The 24,168-nt window shown below is 68.3% G+C and carries 23 protein-coding genes and 1 pseudogene; 10 read left to right on the forward strand and 14 right to left on the reverse strand.

The annotated features are described in order from the left end of the window. The first annotated feature begins 371 nt into the window (after positions 1-371). The gene (locus tag G4D86_RS11070) at positions 372-1,289 is read left to right on the forward strand and encodes a TIR domain-containing protein (protein WP_205519535.1); all 918 of its coding nucleotides are present in this window, start codon (positions 372-374) and stop codon (positions 1,287-1,289) included. 439 nt (positions 1,290-1,728) lie between these two features. Next, on the forward strand, positions 1,729-3,357 hold the full coding sequence (locus G4D86_RS11075) for a TIR domain-containing protein (protein WP_163992502.1): 1,629 nt from the start codon (positions 1,729-1,731) through the stop codon (positions 3,355-3,357). 20 nt (positions 3,358-3,377) lie between these two features. Here G4D86_RS11075 and tnpB read toward each other — a convergent pair. The 6 genes and pseudogenes from tnpB to G4D86_RS11105 form a co-directional block, all read right to left on the reverse strand. Next, positions 3,378-3,604, reverse strand: a pseudogene (gene tnpB, locus G4D86_RS54280) (IS66 family insertion sequence element accessory protein TnpB); the annotation flags it as partial. Then, positions 3,598-3,882, reverse strand: a complete 285-nt coding sequence (gene tnpA / locus G4D86_RS54285; RefSeq protein ID WP_163993206.1) for an IS66 family insertion sequence element accessory protein TnpA — start codon at positions 3,880-3,882, stop codon at positions 3,598-3,600. The gene tnpA and the pseudogene tnpB, both read right to left, overlap by 7 nt. A 13-nt stretch (positions 3,883-3,895) precedes the next feature. Next, complete coding sequence (locus G4D86_RS52085) at positions 3,896-4,129, reverse strand: hypothetical protein (RefSeq protein WP_205519536.1); 234 nt, start codon at positions 4,127-4,129, stop codon at positions 3,896-3,898. Positions 4,130-4,414: 285 nt separating this feature from the next. After that, positions 4,415-6,439 carry an ADYC domain-containing protein gene (locus tag G4D86_RS11095; protein ID WP_163992506.1) on the reverse strand — a complete coding sequence of 675 codons (2,025 nt, stop codon included), beginning with the start codon at positions 6,437-6,439 and terminating at the stop codon, positions 4,415-4,417. Positions 6,440-7,055: 616 nt separating this feature from the next. Then, positions 7,056-7,994 (reverse strand): FAD-dependent oxidoreductase, encoded by a 939-nt coding sequence (locus tag G4D86_RS11100; protein WP_163992508.1) that lies wholly within the window; start codon positions 7,992-7,994, stop codon positions 7,056-7,058. A 270-nt stretch (positions 7,995-8,264) separates the two neighbouring features. Beyond that, the gene (locus tag G4D86_RS11105) at positions 8,265-9,782 is read right to left on the reverse strand and encodes a DEAD/DEAH box helicase (protein ID WP_163992510.1); all 1,518 of its coding nucleotides are present in this window, start codon (positions 9,780-9,782) and stop codon (positions 8,265-8,267) included. 342 nt (positions 9,783-10,124) lie between these two features. On the opposite strand from G4D86_RS11105, the gene G4D86_RS11110 reads away from it, so the two are divergent. After that, on the forward strand, positions 10,125-10,901 hold the full coding sequence (locus G4D86_RS11110; RefSeq protein ID WP_163992512.1) for a spermidine synthase: 777 nt from the start codon (positions 10,125-10,127) through the stop codon (positions 10,899-10,901). Here G4D86_RS11110 and G4D86_RS11115 read toward each other — a convergent pair whose 3' ends face one another. Then, positions 10,902-11,687, reverse strand: coding sequence for a carbonic anhydrase (locus tag G4D86_RS11115; RefSeq protein WP_240360186.1), 786 nt, complete (start codon positions 11,685-11,687; stop codon positions 10,902-10,904). 155 nt (positions 11,688-11,842) lie between these two features. Between G4D86_RS11115 and G4D86_RS11120 the strand changes: the two genes are divergently transcribed. Next, positions 11,843-12,562 (forward strand): DUF2652 domain-containing protein, encoded by a 720-nt coding sequence (locus tag G4D86_RS11120; RefSeq protein ID WP_163992516.1) that lies wholly within the window; start codon positions 11,843-11,845, stop codon positions 12,560-12,562. A gap of 22 nt (positions 12,563-12,584) precedes the next feature. Here G4D86_RS11120 and G4D86_RS11125 read toward each other — a convergent pair whose 3' ends face one another. The 5 genes from G4D86_RS11125 to G4D86_RS11140 all read right to left on the reverse strand — a co-directional run bounded on the left by G4D86_RS11125 (position 12,585) and on the right by G4D86_RS11140 (position 17,784). Then, on the reverse strand, positions 12,585-13,223 hold the full coding sequence (locus G4D86_RS11125) for a DinB family protein (protein WP_163992518.1): 639 nt from the start codon (positions 13,221-13,223) through the stop codon (positions 12,585-12,587). Positions 13,224-13,405: 182 nt separating this feature from the next. Next, a complete protein-coding gene (gene fusA, locus G4D86_RS11130; RefSeq protein ID WP_163992520.1) occupies positions 13,406-15,508 on the reverse strand; it encodes an elongation factor G in 2,103 nt (700 codons plus the stop codon). Between the two features lie 249 nt (positions 15,509-15,757). Beyond that, positions 15,758-15,880, reverse strand: a complete 123-nt coding sequence (locus G4D86_RS53755) for a hypothetical protein (RefSeq protein ID WP_275899102.1) — start codon at positions 15,878-15,880, stop codon at positions 15,758-15,760. A gap of 47 nt (positions 15,881-15,927) precedes the next feature. After that, positions 15,928-17,130, reverse strand: coding sequence for a cyclic nucleotide-binding domain-containing protein (locus tag G4D86_RS11135; RefSeq protein WP_163992522.1), 1,203 nt, complete (start codon positions 17,128-17,130; stop codon positions 15,928-15,930). Positions 17,131-17,313: 183 nt separating this feature from the next. Further along, positions 17,314-17,784 (reverse strand): FKBP-type peptidyl-prolyl cis-trans isomerase, encoded by a 471-nt coding sequence (locus G4D86_RS11140; RefSeq protein ID WP_163992524.1) that lies wholly within the window; start codon positions 17,782-17,784, stop codon positions 17,314-17,316. A 155-nt stretch (positions 17,785-17,939) separates the two neighbouring features. Here G4D86_RS11140 and G4D86_RS11145 point away from each other — a divergent pair, with 155 nt between their 5' ends. The 6 genes from G4D86_RS11145 (at position 17,940) to G4D86_RS11170 (ending at position 22,682) form a co-directional block, all read left to right on the forward strand. Continuing rightward, a complete protein-coding gene (locus G4D86_RS11145; protein ID WP_163992526.1) occupies positions 17,940-19,133 on the forward strand; it encodes a metallophosphoesterase in 1,194 nt (397 codons plus the stop codon). A gap of 153 nt (positions 19,134-19,286) precedes the next feature. Further along, complete coding sequence (locus G4D86_RS11150; RefSeq protein ID WP_163992528.1) at positions 19,287-19,832, forward strand: RNA polymerase sigma factor; 546 nt, start codon at positions 19,287-19,289, stop codon at positions 19,830-19,832. After that, positions 19,829-20,494, forward strand: coding sequence for a DUF1109 domain-containing protein (locus G4D86_RS11155; RefSeq protein WP_163992546.1), 666 nt, complete (start codon positions 19,829-19,831; stop codon positions 20,492-20,494). The genes G4D86_RS11150 and G4D86_RS11155 overlap by 4 nt, the downstream gene beginning before the upstream one ends. Then, positions 20,491-20,826, forward strand: coding sequence for a Carotenogenesis protein CarS (locus G4D86_RS11160; RefSeq protein ID WP_163992548.1), 336 nt, complete (start codon positions 20,491-20,493; stop codon positions 20,824-20,826). Before G4D86_RS11155 ends, G4D86_RS11160 begins: the two co-directional genes overlap by 4 nt. Positions 20,827-20,898: 72 nt before the next feature. Further along, on the forward strand, positions 20,899-21,327 hold the full coding sequence (locus G4D86_RS11165) for a hypothetical protein (RefSeq protein WP_163992550.1): 429 nt from the start codon (positions 20,899-20,901) through the stop codon (positions 21,325-21,327). Between the two features lie 164 nt (positions 21,328-21,491). Continuing rightward, positions 21,492-22,682 carry an MXAN_6577-like cysteine-rich protein gene (locus G4D86_RS11170; RefSeq protein WP_163992553.1) on the forward strand — a complete coding sequence of 397 codons (1,191 nt, stop codon included), beginning with the start codon at positions 21,492-21,494 and terminating at the stop codon, positions 22,680-22,682. 18 nt (positions 22,683-22,700) lie between these two features. Here the strand turns inward: G4D86_RS11170 and G4D86_RS11175 are convergent, their stop codons facing one another. Beyond that, positions 22,701-23,246 carry a DUF2378 family protein gene (locus G4D86_RS11175; RefSeq protein WP_163992555.1) on the reverse strand — a complete coding sequence of 182 codons (546 nt, stop codon included), beginning with the start codon at positions 23,244-23,246 and terminating at the stop codon, positions 22,701-22,703. A 225-nt stretch (positions 23,247-23,471) separates the two neighbouring features. Beyond that, positions 23,472-23,993, reverse strand: a complete 522-nt coding sequence (locus tag G4D86_RS11180) for a hypothetical protein (protein WP_205519537.1) — start codon at positions 23,991-23,993, stop codon at positions 23,472-23,474. Between the last annotated feature and the right edge of the window lie 175 nt (positions 23,994-24,168).

Raw genomic sequence — 24,168 nt, forward strand, 5'->3', positions numbered from 1 at the left:
CGGCGCTCACTCGCGGGCTGCCTTGGGTGCAGCGGATGACCGGCTGCGCCCCCTGCTCGATGGCCCCGGGAGCCCGTCGGGACTTGGGGAGGGTTTCAGGCAGGGTGGCGGGAGCCGCTCAAGGTCGTATCCCTGTACCGCCCCCAGAGAGGTGTCTCAGGAACCCCTGGGACGGAGGACAGGTGTTCTCCTCGGGCGCGCTGCTGACGGAGTAGCGCAGGACACCTGAAGCGAAGTGGAAACGGGGCGCGGTCTCTACACGGGAGACCGCACCGCGGTGCTTTCGTGGCGCCACACCCGCACGGTCTCTGGTAGCTTGCCCACCGATGGCTTCGAAAGACACACGTTGGCTCCCCCCAGCGGCCAGGCGGATGGCCCTCGAGCAGCTCAGCAGGGACAGGCTCTTGGACATCACCGACGACCTCGGCCTGTACGTGGAAGATCGCCGGATCGCCGAGCAGCACATCTCCGCCATCGTGCGATCCAGGTCGGTGGATTTCGCCAGCATCCTCCAAGGGCTCACGCGCGATGAGTTGAAGGACATCTGCGACGCGCTCGATCTGGATGACAGCGGCCGGGAGAAGGCGCCACTCATCGAGCGCATCCTGAACCTGGGAGAGGAAGGGGATGAGCGGCCTTCCGAATCAAGGACCGGCTCCAACGCGCCCCTGGCGGAGGCCCCTCTCGCACAGACGTCCCTCCCCGGCCCGGCCCAGGCGCCACAGCGGGACGCCAAGAAGGTCTTCATCATCCACGGACGTGAAAAGTCCGTCCTCCAGGAGCTCAAGCACTTCCTGAAGGCGCTCGGGCTCCAGGCGTGGACGTTCGACAACGAACATCACGAGGCCACGCCCAACACCCACATCGCGGAGATTGTCTCGCGGGGCGTGGCGAAGACTCGGGCCGTCATCGCCTTGCTGACGCCGGATGAGTTCGCGAGCCTCGCCCCCGACCTGCGCCAGGGCCATGAGCCGGATCGGAACCTCCAGAGGTGGCAGCCCCGCCCCAACGTCATCTACGAGGCGGGCATGGCCATGGGCATGAACCGGGAGGGCACCATCCTCGTCACCGTGGGCCATCTCGAACTGCCCTCGGACCTCGATGGCATCCTCCACTTCCGCCTCACCAATGACATCGAGTCGCGGCGCAAGCTCCGGCACAAGCTCAAGCAGGCCGGCTGCGCGGTGGATCCAGACCTGGAGGACTGGATGGACTCCTCGCAGGGAGGGGACTTCAAGACGCCCCCTACCCGGCCCGCGCCTCCGGACCCCTTCACGCCGCACTCATGAGCGCCATTTGAACGGGGAGCGCCCTGCGCCTCCGCCGCTGGTGTTGCGGCACACGAGCGCGCCCCAGTCCGACGTGGCGCTGCCCGGCGGATTGCCGAGCTACACGCCTACCCAAGCCGCCCTCGAGGACGGGAAGGTGGTTGTCCGTGCGTTCACCGGGCTTCCGTCGCGGAGGTGACCCGAAGGCTCAGCCCGTCCCAGGGCGGCCTCAGTTCTTCCCTTGCCGATGGCGGTCCGTGTCGCTCCGAAGAAGCTGCCCAGGTCACGTCACGTCCCACTGAGGAAAGCCGTTCGAAGCTCACCCACCATGGCTAGGGATTCTACGCCGGGGCACTCGGGGTTCTTCCCGAAGCGCCGGTGGGTCCATTGACTCCGGCCGACGGAGACAGGCGCCCTTCGCTTCGCCCGCGCACGCTCTTCGGGTAGATCCGGCCCAGCCATGGCCCCGGAAGAAACCACCGTCCTCCTGCTCATCTGGTCCCACTTCAAACTGCACGGTGGATGGCCGCAGAAGCTTCTGCTCTGGAGCCAGCTCCGGAACCTGAACCTGAACCTGGACGAGCTCGCCAGCCGCGCCCCGTGGCTGTCGATCAGCAGCATCGGGGATACCGTCAGCGTGGGCCTCGAAACACTTCTGGAGATACCCGAGGCGCGCACCCTCCTGGAGCCACTCCCCCGGTTCCTGCAGTTCCTCGCCCGCCGCTTCGTGGAAGAGCCCGACCTCGATGAGGAGCGCGGCTCGCAAGGACCTGAGGTGGGAGCCGAGTCGTTCATCCAGTTCTGGAAGGATGAGTCCGAAGCAAGGCTCGCGGCGAAGCTCCTGTGGAACCTCCGCAGTGGACTGGGCGGGTGGGGCGACCCTCATTCGGAGTTCTATTTCCGCCCCAGGCTCGACATCCTCCGCTACGAGAAGGTGGAGTCACTGGAGCAGTACCTGTCGGCCTCCGTCCCGCCTAAGGAGGGGACCGTACGGCACGCCCCTCAGGGACAGCACCTGGCGCTGCTCCAGGCGGTCTACGCGCACATCCAGAAGACGCGGCAGTGGCCCTTGCTCGCCGAGTTCACCCTCCAGCACCGGGAGCGGCTCGGCTACCTCCCTCATCTGGTCATGGCGCTGACGCCCAGCTTCATCCACCCGCAGAGCCGGTATGAGCGGCCCGCCCGGATCCATCTGAGGGCCCGGGCGGTGCCGGTCGTCGCGGGGGAGACCGGCTGCGCCCTGGCTCTCAGCATCATCCGGACGCTCGTGGAGTTGCTCGTCGAGCAGGGGGCGAAAAAGAAATTCTCCATCGGGCAGATCGCCGGAAAGTTGAAGCTTCCGGAGGAGCAGGTGCTCCCGGTGGCCATGCTCCTCGAACAAGACGGCTGGGGGAGCGTCGATGGTTGGGATTTTGGGCTCAAAGACTGGCAGGTCGAGCTTCGCACGCATGTCATCGACGAACTGAAGGATGTGAGGACGTGGGAGGAATACGTCAGGGTATGCGACAGGTACTCCCCGACCGTGTGGTTTCCCCCGATGGAGCCCCCTACCCGCTCAAAGGCTTTCCATGCCTCCGCGGGCGTTATCGAACAGGCCGTCGCGTTAGCCACGCCGCCCGTCGCGCCCGAGGCGCCGCCCAGCCCGCCGCGCCCCGCGCTCGCGACAGGCCGTCCCAAGGTCTTCATTGGCCATGGCAACTCCCAGGCGTGGTGGGCCCTGAAGGACTTCCTGTCGAACAGGCTGGGACTGGACCCGGTGGAGTTCAACAGCACGCCGACCCCCGGCCACACCACCGTCGAGCGGCTCCAGAAGTGCCTGCAGGAGTGCCAGCTCGCCGTCCTCGTCATGACCGGCGAGGACGAACACCTGGACGGAAGCCGGCACGCTCGCCAGAACGTGGTTCACGAGATAGGCCTCTTCCAGGTCAAGCTTGGCTTCGACAGGGTCCTCATCCTCGTGGAGGAGAAATGCACCGTGTTCTCCAACATCCACGGACTCACACACCTCACTTTCCGTAGTGGCATGATTGACGACTGTTTCGAGCGCATCCGCAAAGCCGTCGAGCACCTTCTCCCCAGAGCTGGTTGACGCCGGCGCATAGAGGAGATGAAGCGGCCCATCTCCAGACGCTTGTAGTACAGGACGAAGCCGCCCCGGCTGAAGGTGAGAATCTTCACCCGTTCTCCGCGCCGGCTAACGAAGGCGAAGAGGTGGCCCGAGTAGACGTCCTCGCCCAGGCGGTGCGCACCAAGGCCATGAGCCCATCAATGGACTTGCGCATGTCCACCGGCCCGGTAGCCAACAGGATTCGCACCGAGGCGGGCAGCGTCAGCACGCGCTGCGCTCCAGGGCGGCCACGTAGTCCACGTCCGTGCCCGCCTCGAACCGACCCCGCATGCCTCGGGGGATGGCGACCTCCAGCGTGGTCGCGTCTGCGACAGGCGCCCGGCTCACCTGCACCGGCAGCAGGCGCACGGGCGGCTCGACCGCGGTGCTTGCCTGGCGCCGGCGGCGGTAAACCCACGGCTGCAACGTGTTCAGGCGCAGCCCTCGGCACCCGGCGAACTCACGCTGCGTCAGCCCGACCGCTTCGAACTCCTCGGCAACCCGCAGCTACCCCGGCTTTTCAGCTCTCTTCTGCATCCGTCGAGGGATGACCGGTCCTGCGCATCGCGGCAACGACCCTCAGCACATCGTCCGTCGTACGGATACAGCGCTCCTGCGTGAGGGCCGTGTCCTCCAGCGTGGCGAACAGCTCGGGTGGGTAACCCTGAAAGAAGTCGATCGTCGCCGTGCACCGGAAGCGACGCGCCCAGCCCGCGCAGACCTCGTCCAGCGGGCGGCGAGCTCCCGCCCACATGCCTGCGCTTCGTGCTGGAGGAGGGCGCGACGGGCTCCTCCAGCCCGGACTGCCTCAGTAACGCGGACGCCATGTCCGGGAGGGCCGCGAGCTTGCGGTCCCAGCCACACTGCTCGCGCAGCACCTACAATGCGGGCGGATCGCCACTCGGCGGGCGCATGTGCCTCCAGTTCTCCCCCAGCGAGAGCTGGCGTCTCCAGTGCGTAGACCTTCTCCGCGACCAGCCTCCAAAGCACTGTTCCCAAGTCCCGAATGCCTCCTGCGGCCTGCTTCGGGAGAACGAACTCACGGAGCACTTGAGTTGATGTAGGAATAGTTCCAGATGAGCGCAGGCGGTCCGACGCGGCCCAGTGGAGTCAATCCACAGGGTGCATCCTCCGTATCGCCGGAAGCCCGCTTCAACTTCTGCAAGCGCTCCTCACAGCTGATGGCGGATGGGCGTGAGCCAGCAAAGACGGCTGTCACTGGCTCGCGCCATCGAGGCCGTCTCATACAAGTCGCGCCGTCCTCCGTCCACGCTGCCTCGAACTGCATTCCTGGGGTGACCGCTATTGTGCGTCCCCCCAGATTGTCGAAGAATTCAATCGCCGTTCCTTCTCGCGTATGGCTGCCCCCATTACCGCAGTAGTCTGCCCGAGCCATTCGTGTGCAGGCTTGGTGATGGTTTTTGAGGGAAATACCGTTGCGCTGTTGCCATGGTCTGTACCCCCAGCGCACGCACTTTGCGACAACACCGCTTACGCAAGCGAATGTAAAGTAGCCTAGTTTATCGATATGAGCGCCTGTCGTGTCCCATATTCCAGCCACGGCGATTGCTCTTCGGTCCTGCATAGCATCAGACAGACAGGGGTTTTCCCATTCATCCCTGCCAGACCGCCTCATGAGAGCAGAGTACAGGACAGTCTCTCCGGCCGGGTCGGCTGCGTCCAGTTCACTGCCGATTATGGCCAATTCCACTGCGGTCCCGTCCCTCAGCGTACCATGGAAGCGAGTATCAACACTGAGTCCACGAAGGGTTGAGCCTATGAGGTCAATGTCGCCAAGCTGTACGCTGGTCACCTCAGAACCATGCAACTGCGTGCCTTGGATTCTTATACTCCCACGTCCGCCAAATTTTGCTCCCTGGCAGCTCGCCTGGATGTTGATAGAGGTTATGGCCGGCGGCTGGAGAATAGGGATGTCGTTACACCAGCCAGTCGCCTCTGGCATCCGCACCCTGATCATCGGATTCTTGAGGAGTTTCGCCCTGTCAGGATCGCACGACTTGAATGCGAAGTTCCCGTATTTATCTGTGCGGGTAACGCAGCTTGTGCCGACAAGTTGGACGTCGGCCCCAGCATGGGCATTGCCAGTGCTATCGTCCTTGATGGTTCCATAGAAAATCAGCGCAGGCGGCGGACGAGGCTTGCGTCTCGTGTCTTGAGAGGGCTGCTTCTCCATCGGACTGGTCTTCCCGAGGCCAGAACCGACGGCCTTCTGGTGATGAGCCAGTTGCACAGACTCTTCTTCGCCCTCGACGCCAAGCGGCAACTCATCTCCTGGAGATTCTTTAGATTTTTCCGCCCGCCGTTGCTCGGCCAGAAAGCCATGCTCTCCAGCACCTGCTTCGGGATCTATGGGCATTATCTGGACAGATGCTTGTCTCGGTCCTTCTCCCGAAGGCTGTGCAGGCTTCTCCCTTTGAAAGCTGCCTGAATATGCCAGCGCAACAAGAAGAAGGACAATCAATGGCAGTACCGCATATTTGTATATGTTGTCGCCACTGAACAGCCATCGGCTGCCACTGATTTTTCGGTCGACACGAACATCAACGCCGCCACTGCGGTTCTCCGAGACTTGAGCGGTGGAGAGAAATGTTGAAGACTCAGTTGGAAGGACCAACCGGCGAACTCTGCGGACTACGTCGAGCCACGCTTCGTCCTGGTTGCTCCATGTGCTAACGGGCTTCGCGTCCTTAGGGAGCACTTGGAGCTTTGCGAAGGGTGTCGTTCCAAAGTCGACGGGAGCGACAATGATCGGGATGACGCAAGCATCCCCGCGTTCGTGACGATCGAGCGCCAGCGCCAGTTCCTTCTCATAGCAGTAGTCGGATGCGACGAAGTTCGCGCTCACCACGAGGAGAACGATGTCTGCCTCAGCGAGGTGCTGGTTGATAACTGCGTCCCACTCACTGCCCGGAAGGATCTGACGGTCGTGCCATGGAGCGATGAGTCCTTCACGCCGGAGTGGCGCAAGGTGCGCCTCAAGACGCATGCGGTGGAACTCGTCAGCGTGTGCATAGGAAATGAAGATCCGGGCGGGACGGTGCATCAAGAATTCCCCTGGCTGCTCTCACTCGTGGATCATAGAACGGATGGAGGCCCTGTTGCGCGAGCATAGAACAAATAGGACCTTTGTCCTCGGTCATGCCTCCCGACATGCTCATACCTACCGAATTGGTCCGCCTCAAGCCGGCTGAGGACAAGGCACGTTATCCTTCTCACCCCAGCACCTGAAAGCGAGGAGCCCGAGTACGCCAAGCTGGACCGCTGAATGGATGAGTTGCTGGTCAAGGCCGTGCACATGCAAGCCGTCATGCCCTGCCCTACGGGCGCGCGGCCGTGTCCGACAGGCTCGAGGCAGGGCCCTACCAGGACACGACGGCGGTGGAGGTCTGGGCCCCATCCCGAAGCGGCTGGTTCCGGGGATCCCGCTCGCGACGGGCCGCACGGGCCATTACGTGGTGCGCCTGGGAGCCTGCCGATTCCTCGTGGTGGGCAACTCTCGCCTCACTCCGGACAGCGCCCCGGAGACCACCTCGGAGGTGTAGCGCCCTGTCTCCTGACAGAGGGGGCTCCATCTCAGCCGATAGTCGGGACGGCTGAAGACCGCCCCGTGGATTCGAAGTGCGCAGGGAAATGGGTACGGCAGCCCGGTGGTGGTCGCGCTATTCGCGAGTCATCGCTCTCACAAAGCGAGCACCAGCAGCGCGCGGCGGTAGTACGCGCCGCGCTCGGGGCGGTGGATGAGGCGGCCGTTGGCCTCGCCATTGATGCAACGGACCACTTCGTAGGTGTTCGCCTGCGTGAGGTATGGAGACAGACGTCTGGTGCTGGCGTACCTGCGTCCAGTCTCCCGCGAGGAAGAGGTTGGGCACGGGCGTGGCCTGCACCGGACGGCGTGACATGGCGCCAGGCAGCGGCTGCACCTGGTGCTTCGGGTGCTTGAGCACCACCGACTTGCGCACCTGGGCGTCGCGGATCTCGGGCACCACCTTCGCCAGCGAGTCGAGCACCCGCAGCACCAGCGCCTCGTCCGAAGCGAAGAGCAGCCCGTCCGCGGGAGAGACGATGACGGACAGGCGGCTGCCTTCGGACGTCGGATAGGCATTGCGCGACTGGTCCTGGTAGACGCAGGCCTCGCTGCGTCCCACGAGGACGAAGCACTCGTGCGTCACCACCTCGTGGTCGAGCCAGAGCTGAACGGAGATGGCCGGCGCCACGGGCAGGTCGGCGAGGTCCGCGAAGAGCGGCTCCGAGCGGAGCGGCTCGGGCGTCTTCATCAGCGAGCGCTTCGGGTTGATGATGAAGACGGCCTCGGCGGGGCCTTCCGTGTCCTGGAGCTGGAGCTGCTCCATCCAGAAGAGGACCAGGTCGTAAGGCTCGCCGATACTGGCCAGCAGCGCCTTGAACTCGGAGTAGGCGCCGAGGAACAGGTGGAGTCCCTGCTCGACCTGGTCGCCGTCGGCGTCGCGGTACGTGGAGGCTCGGCCGCCGAGATAGGGCAGCCCCTCCACCACCGTCACCGCCCAGCCCGCGTCCACCAGCAGCTTTGCGCAGGTGAGGCCCGCCAGTCCGCCGCCCGCGATGACCGCCCGCCCGCGCATGTCCCCTGCCCTCCTGCCCGGCCAGCCCGAAGGGGTGGCCGCTCCGCCCCGTGCTCACGGCATAGGGAAGGACGAAGGTGAGGCAGGCACTGTCGGCTGGCACGTCATCGCGCCCGGTGAGCGAGCAGGACAGCGGGCAGCCCGGCTGGCCGTCCGTTGAAACACGGCGAGCGCGTGACATGAAAAAGGAGCCGGGCCCTCGAGGACCCGGCTCCTGGTGAATCAGGACCGCACTGTCGCGGCGCCGGAGCTCATGGGCCCCGGCTCAAATCAGAACCACTTCGGCGAAGGACGCGCCGGACGCGGAGCAGCCTCGGGAGCCTTCCCCGCGGCCTGCGCCGCGGGAGCGGCCGGACGACGGTGCTCGGACGGGCCACGCGACACGGCGACGTTGCCACGGCCTCCGCCGCCACCGCCCTGCGCGGAACGTCCGCCCTCGGAGCGACCCTCACCCCGGCCACCACCACCCCTGCCGCCACGGCTGCGGCGCGACGGACCGGAGGGATGACCACCCCCGCCACCACCACCGCCATTGCCGGAGGCGCGGGCTTGGGACTGACCCCGTCCCCCGCCACGGCCCCCGCCCCTGTTGCCAGCCGGGGCGCGGTCAGGCTCGGCCGGAGCCGAGTAGTCCGCGGGGCGCGGCCCGGAGCGGCCGGCGCGGTACGGATGGTCCTCCACCACGGGCACGCTGCGGCGGATGGTGCGCTCGATGTCACGCAGGTACGCGCGCTCCTCGCCATCGCAGAACGACACGGCGATGCCGCTGGCGCCCGCGCGGCCGGTGCGGCCGATGCGGTGCACGTACTGCTCGGGCACGTTGGGCAGGTCGTAGTTGATGACGTGGCTCAGCCCGTCGATGTCGATGCCGCGCGCGGCGATGTCCGTCGCCACCAGCACGCGGAGCGAGCCGGCGCGGAAGTCGTCCAGCGCGCGCTCACGGGCGTTCTGGCTCTTGTTGCCGTGGATGGCCGCGGCCTGCACGCCCGCGCCCTCCAGCTGCTTCGCCACGCGGTTGGCGCCGTGCTTCGTGCGCGTGAAGACGAGCGCACGGGCGATGCGGCCCTCCTTCAACAGGTGCGTCAGCAGGCCGCGCTTCTGCTCGCGCTCCACGAAGTACACCTGCTGGCTCACCGTCTCCGCGGTGCTGGAGACCGGCGTCACCTCCACCCGGATGGGGTCGGTGAGGATGTTGCGCGACAGGTCCACGATCTCGGGCGGCATCGTGGCGCTGAAGAAGAGCGTCTGCCGCTTCTGGGGCAGCACCTTGATGACCTTGCGCACGTCATGGATGAAGCCCATGTCGAGCATGCGGTCCGCCTCGTCGAGTACGAACACCTCGAGCGAGCGCAGGGACACGAAGCCCTGGTCCATCAAGTCCAACAGGCGGCCCGGCGTGGCGACCAGCACGTCCACGCCGCTGCGCAGCGCCTGCACCTGGGGATTCTGGCCCACGCCGCCGAAGATGACGGCATGGCGCAGGGGGAGGTTCTTGCCGTACGTGGCGAAGCTCTCACCCACCTGTCCCGCCAGCTCGCGGGTGGGGGTGAGCACGAGGCAACGCACCGGCCGCGCGCCGCCCGCGGGCGCCTTGGCGGACAGCCGCTGGAGGATGGGGAGCGCGAAGGCGGCCGTCTTGCCGGTGCCCGTCTGCGCCACGCCGAGCACGTCCCGGCCGGCCAGCGCCTGGGGAATGGCCTTCGCCTGGATGGGCGTAGGCGTCGTGTAACCCTCCGCCTTGACGGCGCGCAGGAGGGTCTCGTGAAGCTGGAGTTCGTCGAAAGTCATGTCGTCCTGGTGAAGCGGTGAGCCCGCCTCCTCAGAGAGTGAGGAGGCCCGCGCAGCGCGCCCATCCGGTCTCATGCCGTGGGCGCCTGGCGGTGCGCGGTCAGACCCATGTGGCCGAACCGCTTTGGGAACGTGGTGGAACAGGAGGGCCCCCCCACCCATTCCGGAACTACGGCGCGGACCCTGCCCGCTAACGGCGCGAAAGTCCCGTGAAATCAACGCCTTGCCGCACGTTTTCACGGTATCCCGTGCTTGCAGGACAGGGCCCTGCCCGCCTGTCTGCTGTCTAAACACGAAAGACGGCGAATGCTCGCGGGTTTGGTGGGCTGGTAGGAGGGGCCCGTGAGTCACCGCGTCGTCGTCACCGAGGACCCCGAGGGCCTGCGCACCCTGCGCTTCGAGGAGGGAGGCGCGCGCCAGAGCGTGGTGTGGCCCGGTGAGCCGCTGCGGCTGGAGGCCGCCTACACCCGCGCGTCCATGGTGGGCCTGGCCTTCGTGCCAAAACCGGAGCGCATCCTCGTCGTGGGCCTGGGCGGCGGCGCGGTTCCGATGTTCCTGCGCGCCGTGCTCCCCGAGGCGCGCATCGACGCGGTGGAGGTGGAGCCCGACGTGGTGGAGGCGGCGAAGCTCTACTGCGGCTTCGAGGAGGACGACTGCCTGCGCGCGCACGTGGCGGATGGGCGTGAGTTCATCGAGTCCTCCGGGCCGCCCTACTCGCTCATCTTCCTGGATGCCTATGGCCCCGACAGCATCCCCGGGCACCTGGCGACGCGGGAGTTCCTCGGGGCCGCGCGGGCGCGGCTGACGCCGGACGGCGCGGCGGTGGGCAACGTGTGGGAGTCGGTGTCCAACCCGCTCTTCGACTCCATGCTCCGCACGTGGCAGGTGAGCTTCCAGCAGCTCCACCGGTTCGACGTGGAGACAACGACGAACCGCATCCTCGTGGGGCTCCCGCGCGCGGAGCCCTGCTCACGCGCGTCACTGATGGCGAGCGCCCGGGAGGTGCAGCACGACCGGCGCCTGCCTTTCGAGCTGGCGCCACTGGTCGCGAAAGGCTACCAGCCCGTGCCTCGACGGCTGAAACACGGGCAGGTGCTGACGGACGCGGAGTCGCGCTGACTACCGCGAGGCGGTGTGCAGGTAGACGGTGCGCCCGTTGAGCGGCTGGAGCGAGCGGCTGTTGGGGTTGAGGTACGGCAGGCGCTGGAAGGCGGCGATCTGCGCGTCGGACATCTCGATGGGCTTCGTCATCACGAACCACTCGACGCCCTCGGTGCACGGCGGCGTGGTCAGCGAGCCCTGGTACTGGAAGTAGGCCTGCTCCCGCGGCAGCAGCGCGGCCGCGTTGATGAAGCCGTGCTCCAGATCACTGTGCGCGCCCGGGTCATGCGGCAGATGGCTGAAGGCGGCGTCCAGCACGCGGTTGGGCTCGCCCTCCTTGATGAAGACGCCCACCACCACCACGCCACCGTTGCTGTCCTTGTGGACCAGGTGCATCTCGAGCGGGAAGCGCTTGCCGTCCTCGGTGTGCTCGCTGGGGGTGTGGAAGTGGAACTGAGCCAGCGTGTACTCGCGGCCATTCACGCGCACGGAGCTGCCCGCGTCGTACGTGAACTCCACGGTGTGGCCGTTGTTGACCATGTGCACGTGGCTGGGCCGGTACTGGAAGTACGGCGCCAGGTGCGTGTCCGGGATGGCGCCCCGCGTCTCCAGGGCGATGGGCGTCTCCGAATGGCCCTGCGCGCAGGCGGACGCCCCCGGCAACTCTCCCCAGTGCTCGGGGCCGATGGACTCGATGTAGCCCCAGTGCTGCGTCTCGCCCTCGGCGGTCGGCGCGGGGCTCGCGGACCACGGGCGCGCCTCATCCGCGAACGCGGGCGCGGTGAAGAGCAGGGAGAAAGCCAACGCCTGACCAAGACTCTGAGCTGCGGGACGAAGCCGAAGGTGCATGGGGAGTCCTTTCGGCTGCGCCTAGTAATCTCCGCATTCAGCGGATTCAACGCTATTTGCGCGAAGCCCATCTTCGCTCCAGAACGGGCAGGCGCGCTAATCTGGAGGCAATGGCCATCCAGCGCTCCATCCTGCTCATCGCGGACATCGGCGGGTACACCCGCTTCATGCGGACCCACCGCATGTCGCTCGCACACGCGCAGGAGATGGTGGCGTCGCTGCTCGAGGCCGTCATCGACGCGTCCAGGCCGCTCAAGCTGGCGAAGCTGGAGGGAGATGCCGCGTTCCTCTACGTCCCGCTCGAGAGCGACGCGCAGCTCAGCTCCGTCGGGCAGGCGGTGGCGGACATCCGCCGCGCGTTCCTTGCCCGGCAGCAGGAAATCGCAACCAACCGGCTGTGCTCCTGCCACGGGTGCGTGGAAGTCGACAACCTCGACCTCAAGTTCGTCGCCCACGTGGGAGAGGTCGCCTTCCAGAAGGTGAAGCGCCACACGGAGCTGGCGGGCGTGGACGTCATCCTCGTGCACCGCATGTTGAAGAACGAGGTGCCCATCCGGGAGTACCTGCTGATGACCGACGAGCTGCTGCGGAACCTGGAGCCCGCCCTCGGCCGGTCCGCGCAGGCCCTCCTTCACGACTTCGAGGGCATCGGCCCGACGCAGACGCACTACCTCGACCTCACGCAGACGGCCGCCGACCTGCCACCCGCCCAGCGCAAGAGCCTGGCCGCGCGCTGGTGGGAGCGAATCGTGATGAACGCGAAGGTGCTTCCCTACTACCTCGGGCTGAAGGAGCCCTGCCGGGACTTCCACAACGTCGAGAAGAGCTGAAGGCCCGCCCTTCACGCTTCGGTCAGGGCGCGTGTCCGCCCGCGAGGAGCTGGGCCTCGTGCATGGCCTCGCTCATCTCGAAGTAGGGAATCTTGGGCTCCCGGTCGAGCAGGCGCGCGTACTGCGCGAGGGCGCCGCGGTGGTGCGCCGTGTGGTCAATCATGATCTCCAGCGCCTCCTGCGGCGTCCGGAGGCGGATGGGGTTCTCCGGGAGCGGTAGCAGCAGCTCCTCCCGGGAGAGCTGGCCATACAGCTCCGCGGCCAGGTCCATCGTCTCGTCGAAGGCGCGGAGCGCGAAGGCCAGCGGGCTCTCCGTGTCGCTTCCACCCGACAGGTTCTCGTTGGAGACCTTCGTCCACTCCATGCTGGTGAAGCCCGGGCCCAGCCCGAGCCAGGCCTGCCCCTCGCCCCGGCGGCTCTTCCACTCCCGCCCCTTGAAGCGCTCCATGGCCGGGAAGACGCCCGCGAGGAACAGCTCCAACCCCGCGGTGACGTGGTGGACGTGGCCCACCACGCTCAGCATCCCCGGACGGGGCTGGAAGGCGGCATCCTGTTCCTGGAAGGCCTGGAGGGTTCGGCGGAAGAACTGCTTGTGCGCGCGGATGCGCACGGGGGACTCCAGCTCCGGCGGAGGGGCTGCATCAGGGGTGTGAGCGGTCATATGCATCCAGCAGGTCGAGGGTGCAGAGGCGAGGCAGGAGCGCCTGAGCAACATCGAGGCCAGCGTGCGCTCCGAGGGAGGCACCTCGTCACCTGTAGAACCGGGAGCAACAGCTGCGCTGGAGGTGTGGACCCGAAGGCAACGGGCCCGGGAGCGGATACCGCACTCCCGGGCCCCTCACCTCACACCCGCGCTTCGGCCTGCGCCGTCTGGAGCGACTCCGGCACCGGCTCGTACGCGCCCAGGCGCATGCTGGCCTGGGCCCGGCCCTGCGTGCGGCCGCGCAGCCCGTTCACGTAGCCGAAGAGGTTGGCCATGGGCACCCGCGCGGAGACCACCCGCACGACGCCACGCGCCTCCATCCCCAGCACCCGCCCGCGCCGCGCGGACAGGTCCCCCAGCACCTCACCGACGTACTCCTCGGGGGTCGTCACCTCCACCTCCATCACCGGCTCCAGCCCGAGCACGCCCGCGCTCCGTGCCGCTTCCTGGAGCGCCAGCGAGCCGGCCATGGCGAACGCCTGCGGCGTGGAGTCCTTCACGTGCGTGTCGCCATCCACCAGCCGCACCTCCACGTCCACCAGCGGAACGCCGTCCCGCACGCCCCGCGCCATGGCGCCGGCCACGCCCTTTTCGATGGCGGGGACCAGCTCCCTCGGAATGTTGCCGCCACGGGTGTCGTCCACGAAGACGAGCCCCGCCCCTCGCGGCGCCGGACCCACGTCCAGCACCACGCGGGCGTACTGCCCGGGCCCGCCCGTCTGGCGGACGTGGCGGTACTCCTGGCGCACCTGGCGCCGGAGCGTGTCGCGGTACGCCACCTTCGGCTGTCCCACGCGCGCCTCCACGCCGTACTCCGTCAGCAACCGTGACACGACCACCTCCAGGTGAAGCTCACCCATGCCGGACAGCAGCACCTGGCCGCTCTCCGGGTCCACGCCCACGCGCAGCGACGGGTCCTCCGCCGCCAGCCGGTGCAGGCCTTCCTCCAGCTTCGTCAGCTCCGCGGGCGAGCGCGCCTCCACGGCGAGCTGCACCACGGGCTCCATGACGCCCAGCGACTCCAGCACCACCGGAGCCTCCGGGTCGCACAGCGTGTCGCCCGTGCGCACGCCCTTCAGGCCGAGCGCCGCGCAGATGTCTCCCGCGTACACCTCCGCCACCTCCTCACGGCGGTTGGCATGCATGAACATGAGACGTCCAATCCGCTCCCGCTTCCCCGTGACGGGGTTGAGCAGGACGGTGCCCGCGCGCAGCGTGCCCGAGTACACGCGCAGGAAGACGATGCCGCCCACGGCCTTGTCGCTCATCATCTTGAACGCCAGGGCGGTGGGTGGACCCGAGTCCGAAGCCGGACGTAGGACACGCTCATCCGTGCCGGGGACACAGCCCTCGACGGCGGCGAGGTCCGATGGCGCGGGCAGGTAGTTGACGACGGCATCCAGCAACATCTGCACTCCCTTCTTCTTGAAGGCCGACCCGCCCAGCACCGGCACCAGTGTCCGCGTGAGGGTGCCCGAGCGCAGCGCGCGCTCCAGGTCCTCCGCGGTGACTTCTTCCAGCCGCCCTTCCACGAACTTCTCCAGCACCGTCGCGTCCACGTCCGCACACGCCTCGATGAGCCGCTGCCGGTACACCTCCGCTACCTCACGCAGCTCCGCCGTGAGGGGCTCCTCGCGGTACTGCCCTTCGTCGCCTTCGAACACCACGGTCACCATGCGCACCAGGTCCACGAGGCCCCGGAACTCCGAGCCCTCGCCGATGGGCAGCTGCACCGCCACCGGACGCGCGCCGAGCCGCTCTTCGATGGACGCGACGCTCATGGCGAAGTCCGCGCCCACCTTGTCCATCTTGTTGAGGAAGGCGATGCGCGGCACGCCGTACCGGTCCGCCTGCCGCCACACCGCCTCCGACTGGGGCTCCACGCCCTGGCTGGCGTCGAACACCGCCACCGCGCCGTCGAGGACGCGCAGCGAGCGCTCCACCTCGATGGTGAAGTCCACGTGTCCCGGCGTGTCCAGGATGTTGATGCGGTGGGGCTGTCCCGCCGCGTGTCCCTGCGTGGGCTTCCAGAACGCGGTGGTGGCCGCGGAGGTGATGGTGATGCCGCGCTTCTTCTCCTCCGGCATCCAGTCCATCTCCGTGGAGCCGGTGTGCACCTCTCCCGTGGAGTGGATGCGGCCGGTGAAGAACAGGACGCGCTCGGTGAGCGTCGTCTTGCCCGCGTCGATGTGGGCCATGATGCCGATGTTGCGGTACCGCTCGAGGCGCGTGTTGCGAGACATAAAAGACTCTCGTTCCCGTCGGGCAGCGAGGCCCGCGGGTGGTTGAAGACAGACAACCGGTTGGAAATGGATGGACGGGTGTCAGCGCGCCGGGCGGGCACGCACGCGAGACACGCCGGAGGGGCACGGAAGGCCCGCTCCGGGACGCGTGAGGGCACACGAGGGCACTGACAGAGCGAGGGCGGAGCCGGGACTCAGGACACGCGGGAACCAGTCAACCCGCGGGCCGGAGGACACCGGTCCGCCAGCTCAAATGTCGAGCAGAACCTCGTGACGGGGGGCGAGGCACACGTCCGCCGCCGGCGCGATGTTGCGCGCAATCAGCAGGGCGATGTTGGAGACGGGCCTCATGATGCAGATGAGATAAAGCACCCAGGCGGGCTTGTCAACCCGGGTGCCCGTGTCTGTGTTTCGGCCGCTCAGCTGCTCAGGGCCCGCACGCGCGCGGCGAGGTTCTGCGTGAAGAGGCGGAAGATGCGCAACGCCGCGGCCTCATGGGTGTCCAGATAGTGCTGGAAGCCGGCGCGGGTGATGCGCAGCGCCCGCACCGACGTGCGCGCCTTCACCTGCGCGGAGACAGGGGCGTCCTGCACCAGGGAGATCTCCCCCAGGTACGCGCCGGGCCCCAGCGTGTTGAGGCGCCGCGCGTCCGGCTCCGAGCCGCTGTAGACCTCCACCGTGCCCTCCAGCAGCACGAAGAGCCCCACGCCCTGCACGCCCTTCTCCAGCAGCACCGCGCCCGCGGGGATGAGCACCTGCCGCGCCACGCGGTACAGGTCCTTCATGTCCTCCAGGGACAGCTCGCCGAAGATGGGGATGGCCTTGAGGTAGCCGTAGCCGTTGGCCTCGGGCGCCGAGGCGCTCGCGGGCAGCCGCGCGATGACGGCGTCGGCCTCCGCCTCCATGCCCATGCGGCGAAGCAGGCGCGCCTTCTCCGCGGCCAGCGCCGGGTCCGCGCGCGCCGCGTCCGAGCCGCGCATCGTGTCCGCCAGCAGCGCCAGCGCGCGCCGCGTGAAGCCCTCGCCGTCCAGCACCTTGCACATGCGCAGCACGGACTCGAGGTGGCGCGGGTCGCCCGCGGGCACGCTGCCCAGCGCCTCCACCTCCGCGTGGGACTGGCCCAGTTCGCGGTAGAGCGCCGCCGCCTCGTAGGGGCGCCCCAGTCGGACCAGGCACTGCGCCATCGGCTCGCGCGAGCCCAGGCCGCGATAGACTTCCAGTGCCCGCTCCAGCGCGCCGCCGCGCTCGAAGGCCGCCGCCGCGCGCTCCACCTGGCCGTCGCGCAGGTACGCCTCCGCCGCTTCCACGTAGTTGCCGCCCTGGACGTACAGGTCCGCCACCAGGCCGGCCGCGCCGCAGCCGTCCAGGAGTCGCGCGGCGCCGGAGAAGTCACGCGCCTGCCGCATCACCTCCGCCAGCCGCTGACGCTCTTCCACCGGGGCCTGCGCGGCCTCCTTCTGGAGTCGCTCGCGCTGAGAGGAGCCCAGGTCCTCGTAGAGCTGCGCCGCCCGGTCCGGCTCGGCGAGCATCATCAGCGCCTGCAGCGCCTGGAAGGCGCCCTCTCCCACCACGCCGGCGCGGGCGCCGTCATCCTCGAGCATCTCCACCTCGGACCGTGACATCTCTCGTCCCCCCGATTCCGGGATGTTTTGAGCCACTGTTTCAGGGGCCGGGAGGTGCCCGGCCCTGAAGCCCCGGAAGACAGCCCGAGGCTATATCACCGTGACACGCCGCTCGAAGTCGCGACACGGGCGGAGGTGTCGGCGCGTGGACGCCCGCCCGCCCGCCGTCTCCGGACGCGACGCTCAACGCACGAACATCAGCTCCGTGTCGAAGATGAGCACCGAGTACTGGGGGATGACGCCGGGCACCCCGTCCTCGCCGTAGCCGAGCGACGAGGGGATGATGAGCCGGCGCGAGCCGCCGACCTTCATGCCGACGATGCCCTCGTCCCACCCCTTGATGACCTCGCCTGCCCCCAGGCTGAAGGAGATGGGCGGCCCACCGCGGCTGCTGTCGAACTCCGTGCCGTCGGGCAGGTAGCCCGTGTAGTGCACCTGCACCCGCTTCAGCGCCACGGCCTCCGTGCCAGTGCCCACGGGCTGGTCCTGGATGTAGACGCCGCTGGGCAGCAGCGTCATGGCGGACAGGTCCACCTTCAGCGCCTCCGCGTACGTCACCTTGGTGGGGTCACCGGAGTCAGGCGTCACTTCGGTGTCCTCTCCACACCCGAACAGCGGGACGAGCAGGGCACAGAGCAGCAGCGAGCGGAGCATGGAGTCCTCGGAAACGGGGGCCGGAAGTCGACCTCGACAATGGAGGGAGCCTGCCCCGCCCCGGCACCGCGCGAAAGGGCCGTGTGTCCCCGCCTGCCTGCCACCCTGGAATACAGGGGCGCTGCGAGCAGGCTTCCGTTATGCAGGAGCCCTCCATGCCACGCTGGGCCAGCCTCCTCCTGTTCTTCATCCCGGTGCTCCTGCTGCTGGTGGGCGCACACGTCTATCTCTTCCGCCGGCTGGTCCGAGACGTGACGGAGCACCGCGGCCTCCGCCGCGCGGCCGGGGCGCTCTTCACGGTGGGCTTCGCCGGGGCCTTCGGCGCCCGGGCCCTCGGGGCCGTGCTGCCCTCCGCCGCGTCGCGCGTCGTGGGCATCGTCTTCCTCGCGTGGATTGGCCTCGTCCTCTACCTGCTCATGTTCACCCTCGCGGCGGACGCGCTGCGCACGGTGGCGAGGTGGCGAGCCCGCCGTCAGGCCGCTTCCGGTGCGGAGCCCTCGGAGCCTGCGTCGCCGGAGCGCCGGGCGCTGCTGGGCCGGGGCCTGGCGCTCGGGGCTGGCGTTGCGGGCGCGTCGGTCACCGGCTTCGGCACCTGGCGCGCCTTCCACCCGCCCGACGTGCGGGACATCCCCGTGCGCCTGCCCGGTCTGCCCAAGGCGCTGGAGGGCTTCACGCTGGTGCAGCTCACGGACATCCACATCGGCGGCGTGCTGCAGCGCCGGTTCGTGGACGAGCTGGTGTCGCGCACCAACGCGCTGAAGCCGGACCTCATCGCGATTACGGGCGACCTGGTGGACGGCTCCGTCGAAACGCTGGGCCCCTTCGTCGCGGGCTTCGGAGCCCTGCGCGCGCGCCACGGCGCCTTCTTCGTCACCGGCAACCACGACTACTACTCGGACGCGGACGCGTGGGTGGCCTTCGTGAAGAGCCTGGGCATCCAGGTGCTGCGCAACCGCTCGGTGACGATTGGCGACGGCGCGGCGTCCTTCCAGCTCGCGGGTGTGGACGACTGGAGCGCGGACCGGCTGGGCGAGCCCGGGTACGATCTGGACGCGGCGCTGCGCGACGTGCGACCCGACCGCGCGTCGGTGCTGCTGGCGCACCAGCCCTCCAACTTCGACGAGGTCGCCCGGCGGGGCGTGGGGCTCCAGCTCTCCGGGCACACCCACGGCGGGCAGATGTTCCCCGGCACGATTGTGGGCGACCTCATCTGGGGGAGCCGCAACGCCGGGCTGAGCCGGACGGAGCAGTCGCTGCTCTACGTCAGCCGGGGCTGCGGCTTCGTGGGCCCGCCCATGCGTGTGGGGGCACCGTCGGAAATCGCACGGCTGGTGTTGCTCCCCGGGTAGGCTCCTCCGTGGTGAGGCCGCTCGTCCGCCCTCCTTTCGGGAGGGCCAGCGTTCCCTGAATCCCCCTGTGTTTCCGGCGGTTTGGCGGAAGCGGCGGGGCGGAGCGGCCCTCCGGAAACATTCTTCGGAGTGGGCCGTACGGGGAGATGGGAGATGGGGAGTCCAACGGACGAAGAGCTGATGGAACGGTTTCGCGACGGCGCGCAGGATGCCTTCGAGGTGCTCTTCACCCGGCACTCCGGACGGGTGCAGGGCTTCCTCGCGCGCATGGTGCGCAGCGGACCACTCGCGGAGGACCTCTTGCAGGCGACCTTCCTGTCCGTCATCCGTTCCCGGGGCCGGTACGAGCCCGGCACCCGCTTCCTGCCGTGGCTGATGACCATCGCCGCGAATGCCGCGCGGGATGCGCTGCGGCACCAGCGTCACGTGGACGCATATGCCTCGCATGTGGACACGTCCGCGCCCGCGTCGGTGCAGCCGCCGGCTGGAGACCCGAGCATGCGCCGGCACCTGCTGGACGCGCTCCAGCAGCTCCCACCGGACCAGCGCGAGGCGGTGGTTCTCAGCAAGGTGGAGGGCTGGTCCTTCGAGGAGATTGCCGCGCTGCGAGGCATCAGCTCGGGGGCGGCGCGAATCCGGGCGCACCGGGGCTATGAGCGGCTGCGGGAGCTGCTCGGCTCGCTGGAGGAAGCGCGATGAGCCCGCCCCTCGACCTGGACTCGCTCCTGTCCGAAGAGCCGCCTCGGGACGCCTCCGCGGCCGCGCGCGTCCTCGCCGCGGCGCAGGGTGAGCTGGCGCAGCGGAGGCCTGTGCGCGGCTGGCGCACGCAGGCGCTGTGGCTGATGGCGGCCTCCGGCGGACTGTCGCTCGCGGTGGCGGTGGTGTTGCTGGCGTTGGGAGTCACCTCCGGGGCGTTGCTGCTGGGCCGCGCGCACCTGCTGGTGCTGCTGCTGGGCACGAGCGCGGTGTGCGCCTGGGGTGCGCTCTCTCCGCGCGGGCGCGGGGTGCAGCGGCTGGGCGTGGCGCTGGCCATGGTCAGCGCGGCCGTGCTGGTGCTGGCGCGAGGCACCCCGCATGCGGTCTCCACCGTGCCCGAGTGGGTGTGCACGGCCAGCCACGTCGCGGTGGGCGCGGTGCCGCTGGTGGTGGCGTTGCTCGCGCTGCGTACCGCCGTGTTCCAGCCGATGCGGGCCCTGGTGGCGGGCCTCGCGGTGGGGACGACGGGGGCCTTCATGGGTGAGCTCGCGTGCGAGCGGGGCTGGCGGCACGTCGCCGGCTATCACCTGCTGGCGTGGGGACTCGTCGTCATCGCGTCACTGGCCATCTCCAAGTCGCTCAAACCCCGTTCCTACGCGCCATGATCCAGGACCCCTCTCTCATCGTCTGCAGTGACGTGGCCGGCGCGCCGGTGCGAATTGGCGAGACCGTGAAGGTGGTGAGTCGCTCGGACGACGGCACCATCAGCCAGCGCTTCCTCGGGCGCGCGGGCGTGGTGGTGGGGCTCGTCTACGACGACCCGGCGAGTCAGTACCCCGAGGACCCGCTCATCCAGGTGCACGTGGAGGGGCTCGGAGAGGACCTCTTCTTCCCGGAGGAGCTGGACCTGGCGCCCGAGTGGGCCCGCAACCGCATCGCCCAGCACCGGCAGGCCGCGCGCGAGGTGGGCAGGCCCGACGCGAACCGCATGCCGTGACGTAGCCGCGCACTGCAAACATCCGGTGTCACAGGCTCGCGCCTCCAACGTCCAGATGGGACGGAGGCTGCGATGGAACAGTCGAGGACATGGATTGTCGGCAACCACGAGCTCATCTTCGAGCCGCCCGACACCCTCCGCGCCATCATTCGCGGCTGGATTACGTACGAGGATGGCGTGAAGTGGGTGGCCATCATGCGCGACGTGACGACTCCCGGCCCCGTGTCCGTGTACTGCGTGGTGCAGATGACACCGATGCCGGAGTTCCCCTACCCCCGGCTGTCCCAGGAAGCCCGCCAGTACCTCGCGAAGCAGAGCAGCTCCGACTGGTTCAAGGCCATCGTCTACGTCGGCGGAGGCATCCTCCAGAAGATCACCGCCAAGGGGCTCACCGTGGCCATGCTGCTGTCGGGCAGGAAGCGCTTCGACGTCGAGTTCGTCGACAGCCAGGAGAAGGCCCTGCAATGGATTGAGGAGCACCGCAAGGCGCCACGGCGCTGACGCGGGGGGCACCGAAGTGGCTGGCGGCGCACGGTCAGCGCTGAGTCCCGCGCGGAGCTGTGAAGCAGGTGGCACCCACATGCCCTCGGGTGTCCCTTCCGTTGGAGGGACGGCTCTCTACCCTTGCGGGACCTCGAATCCCCGGGTGGAGGGCGCCGCACGCCATGACGCGCGAGTTCGCCATCACCGCCCCGTCCCCGTCGCTCTCACTCGGCGCGGACGGGCGTGGCGAGGTGGCCTTCACCGTCACCAACGTCACCGGGCTCGCGATGCGGGCCGTAGTCAGGCTCCTGCCCGAGCCTCCGTTGAAGCCGGAGTGGCTGAGCGTGCGCGGCGCGGACCACCGCGACATGCCACCGGGAGCGACGGAGGTCTTCACGGTGGGCCTCCAGGTGCCCCCCGGCGCGCCCCCGGGTCCGTACACGTTCCGCATGGTGGTGGCGGACCTGGACCTTCCCGACGAGCGCTTCGCGGAGGGCCCCACCATCGCCGTGGAGGTGCGCCCCACGCCGCTGCCCGCGAAGCCGTTCCCCTGGTGGTGGCTCGTGGTGGGCGGGCTCGTCATCGCGGGTGGCGCGGTGGCGTTGTTCCTCGGCTTGCGCGGTGACGATGCCGAACCCGGCACGTGTCCGGCCGGACAGGTGACGTGTGGAGACCGGTGCATCGACGTGCGGTCCGACGCGAAGAACTGCGGCGCGTGCGGGACGACCTGCGGCCCTGAGGAAGTCTGCGAGGGAGGAGCCTGCGAGTGCACGGAGGGACGGGAGCGCTGCGGGAATGTCTGCATCGACACGCGGCAGAACGACCGGAACTGCGGCGCTTGTGGCGTGACGTGCGGCGCGGGGCAGTTCTGCCGCGACGGCCGCTGCCAGTGCCCCTCGGGCCTGGGCCTGTGCGGCGAGCGCTGCGTGGACACGCGCAAGGACACGCAGAACTGCGGCGCATGCAACACGCGCTGCGGAGCGAACCAGGTCTGCACCGACGGTCGCTGCGGCTGCACCGGGAGCCTCACGCTCTGCGGAGGCCAGTGCGTGGAGACGGACACGGATGAGCAGAACTGCCGCACCTGTGGCACCCGCTGTGGGCCGTCGCAGCAATGCGTGGGGGGCCGGTGTCAGTGCAACTCGGGGCTGACGCTGTGCGGGAATAGCTGCGTCAACGTGCAGCTCGACAAGAACAACTGTGGCCGCTGCGGTGCGACGTGTGCCACGGGCAGGACGTGCAAGAACGGCTCGTGTGTCACCGGCGTCACCGCGCCGTGTGCCGTCGGACAGGTGCTGTGCCCGTGTACGGGCACGTGCATCCTCAACACGATGTGCGCGAAGCTGTGCGCCGCGGGTGTGCAGCCGAAGTGAGCGGTGCGGCGGTCCGCGCTAGGCGCTCCACATCACGCGGTACGTGGTGCCCGTGCTGTCGAAGCGGAGCACGTCCACCTGGGGTTCCTTCGCACCGGAGGCACGCATGCCCGCGAGCATGGTGCCCTTCGTGAAGTAGCGGGCGACGTCCAGCTCGTTCATCCACAGCTCCATCTCCCGCTCCCCCAGCATGGTGGTGCGGACCTCCGTGTAGCTGTTGCCCGAGCGGAAGTTCTTCTGCGTCCGCTCCAGCATCCGCCGAGGGCCCAGCAGCCGCAGCACGCCGAACAGCGCGCTGCCCACCACCGTCTCCTTGTACCCATCCACCAGGCGCTCCCCCAGCCAGCACAGGCCTTCTTCCTCGGGAGCGTCCGGGCACAGCGCCCCGGCGGAGCGCCGCAGCCACCGCGTGAAGTCCACCTGCGGGTAGCCCGGCAGCAGCTTGCGGTCCAGGTCCAGTCCCGCCTCCCGGAGCTGTGCTTTCAGCATCGGCGTCACCCTCTCGCCGAGGCCCCGGAAGAACAGCGCCTCCACCGTGTGCTCGAAGACGATGCGGTCAGCCATTCCGGCAGCGTAGGCGTCGTGGATCCCCACCAGTACGAGCGCCCGAGCTCCCTTCCAGTGGAAGACAGTTCAAGGGCCCGCGGGGACGTACGGCGTTGTCGGCGAATGCCGGGTCCTTCGTGAAGCCGTGCCCGATGCCCTGCACACGCGCACAGCCACGCCGCCTGGTCGAGGAACTCCCCTACACAGTGCACTTCTGCAGGGCGGAGCGCATCACCGAGCGCATCACCCATCCGAATCAGTTCGAGGTCGTGCGCCGCAGGAGACCAGGACTTCATAAGCTTGGTCGATCAGCTCAAAACTATTGGTCCCTGCCATCAGCATGAGCCAGGGGGACTGCGGCTTCAGCAAAACTCCCTGAAGAGCAGGACCTGGGACAACGAGCTGGAACCATGGTTCGTAGGGAGTTGGTGGCCCTCCGCCGCCCCCTCCCAAGCGGCGAACTTGCTCGTGTACCTCCAGAGGACTGGGCGTGCCCTTCTGGAACTCGAAGCGCTGCTTGAACCGGCCCCACTCCAGTAGCTCATGGGGGGCCTGCTGTCCCCCCAACGCCGCCAGGGCACGACACAGACGCAGGTAATCAGGATCTTGATCGAGCGGGTTCACGGGGTTGAGCGCACGCTCGTCGACCTCAAGGGCGCGCTCGCTCGGCACAAGGTGGATGAACCACCCCTTCGTAACCTCGATGTAGAAACCCGCTGGGTGCTGTATCAGCTCCACCTGGCGCCCCAGCCTCTCGCCCACCATGTCCCGGACGAGCTCCATTGGCGGCAGGCCCGCGAGGGAGACGTATTCGATACATAGGCCCATTGACTGACCTCAATTTGCTGCGTCCAGGCCTCACGATAGCGCTACCAACGTCAGAGGTGGCGCACGGGCGTCAGTGGAGCGAAGGTAGAGTGGGCAATGCCCGAGGCACATG

Origin of the sequence: Pyxidicoccus caerfyrddinensis (assembly GCF_010894405.1) — a bacterium.
Lineage (GTDB): Bacteria > Myxococcota > Myxococcia > Myxococcales > Myxococcaceae > Myxococcus > Myxococcus caerfyrddinensis.

Coding starts and splice junctions, on each gene's coding strand:
- G4D86_RS11070 (WP_205519535.1), top strand. CDS start 372: ATGGCCCTCGAGCAGCTCAGCAGGGACAGGCTCTTGGACATCACCGAC.
- G4D86_RS11075 (WP_163992502.1), top strand. CDS start 1,729: ATGGCCCCGGAAGAAACCACCGTCCTCCTGCTCATCTGGTCCCACTTC.
- G4D86_RS52085 (WP_205519536.1), bottom strand. CDS start 4,129: ATGTGGGCGGGAGCTCGCCGCCCGCTGGACGAGGTCTGCGCGGGCTGG.
- G4D86_RS11095 (WP_163992506.1), bottom strand. CDS start 6,439: ATGCACCGTCCCGCCCGGATCTTCATTTCCTATGCACACGCTGACGAG.
- G4D86_RS11100 (WP_163992508.1), bottom strand. CDS start 7,994: ATGCGCGGGCGGGCGGTCATCGCGGGCGGCGGACTGGCGGGCCTCACC.
- G4D86_RS11105 (WP_163992510.1), bottom strand. CDS start 9,782: ATGACTTTCGACGAACTCCAGCTTCACGAGACCCTCCTGCGCGCCGTC.
- G4D86_RS11120 (WP_163992516.1), top strand. CDS start 11,843: ATGGCCATCCAGCGCTCCATCCTGCTCATCGCGGACATCGGCGGGTAC.
- G4D86_RS11125 (WP_163992518.1), bottom strand. CDS start 13,223: ATGACCGCTCACACCCCTGATGCAGCCCCTCCGCCGGAGCTGGAGTCC.
- fusA (WP_163992520.1), bottom strand. CDS start 15,508: ATGTCTCGCAACACGCGCCTCGAGCGGTACCGCAACATCGGCATCATG.
- G4D86_RS11135 (WP_163992522.1), bottom strand. CDS start 17,130: ATGTCACGGTCCGAGGTGGAGATGCTCGAGGATGACGGCGCCCGCGCC.
- G4D86_RS11140 (WP_163992524.1), bottom strand. CDS start 17,784: ATGCTCCGCTCGCTGCTGCTCTGTGCCCTGCTCGTCCCGCTGTTCGGG.
- G4D86_RS11145 (WP_163992526.1), top strand. CDS start 17,940: ATGCCACGCTGGGCCAGCCTCCTCCTGTTCTTCATCCCGGTGCTCCTG.
- G4D86_RS11150 (WP_163992528.1), top strand. CDS start 19,287: ATGGGGAGTCCAACGGACGAAGAGCTGATGGAACGGTTTCGCGACGGC.
- G4D86_RS11155 (WP_163992546.1), top strand. CDS start 19,829: ATGAGCCCGCCCCTCGACCTGGACTCGCTCCTGTCCGAAGAGCCGCCT.
- G4D86_RS11160 (WP_163992548.1), top strand. CDS start 20,491: ATGATCCAGGACCCCTCTCTCATCGTCTGCAGTGACGTGGCCGGCGCG.
- G4D86_RS11165 (WP_163992550.1), top strand. CDS start 20,899: ATGGAACAGTCGAGGACATGGATTGTCGGCAACCACGAGCTCATCTTC.
- G4D86_RS11170 (WP_163992553.1), top strand. CDS start 21,492: ATGACGCGCGAGTTCGCCATCACCGCCCCGTCCCCGTCGCTCTCACTC.
- G4D86_RS11175 (WP_163992555.1), bottom strand. CDS start 23,246: ATGGCTGACCGCATCGTCTTCGAGCACACGGTGGAGGCGCTGTTCTTC.
- G4D86_RS11180 (WP_205519537.1), bottom strand. CDS start 23,993: ATGGTGGGCGAGAGGCTGGGGCGCCAGGTGGAGCTGATACAGCACCCA.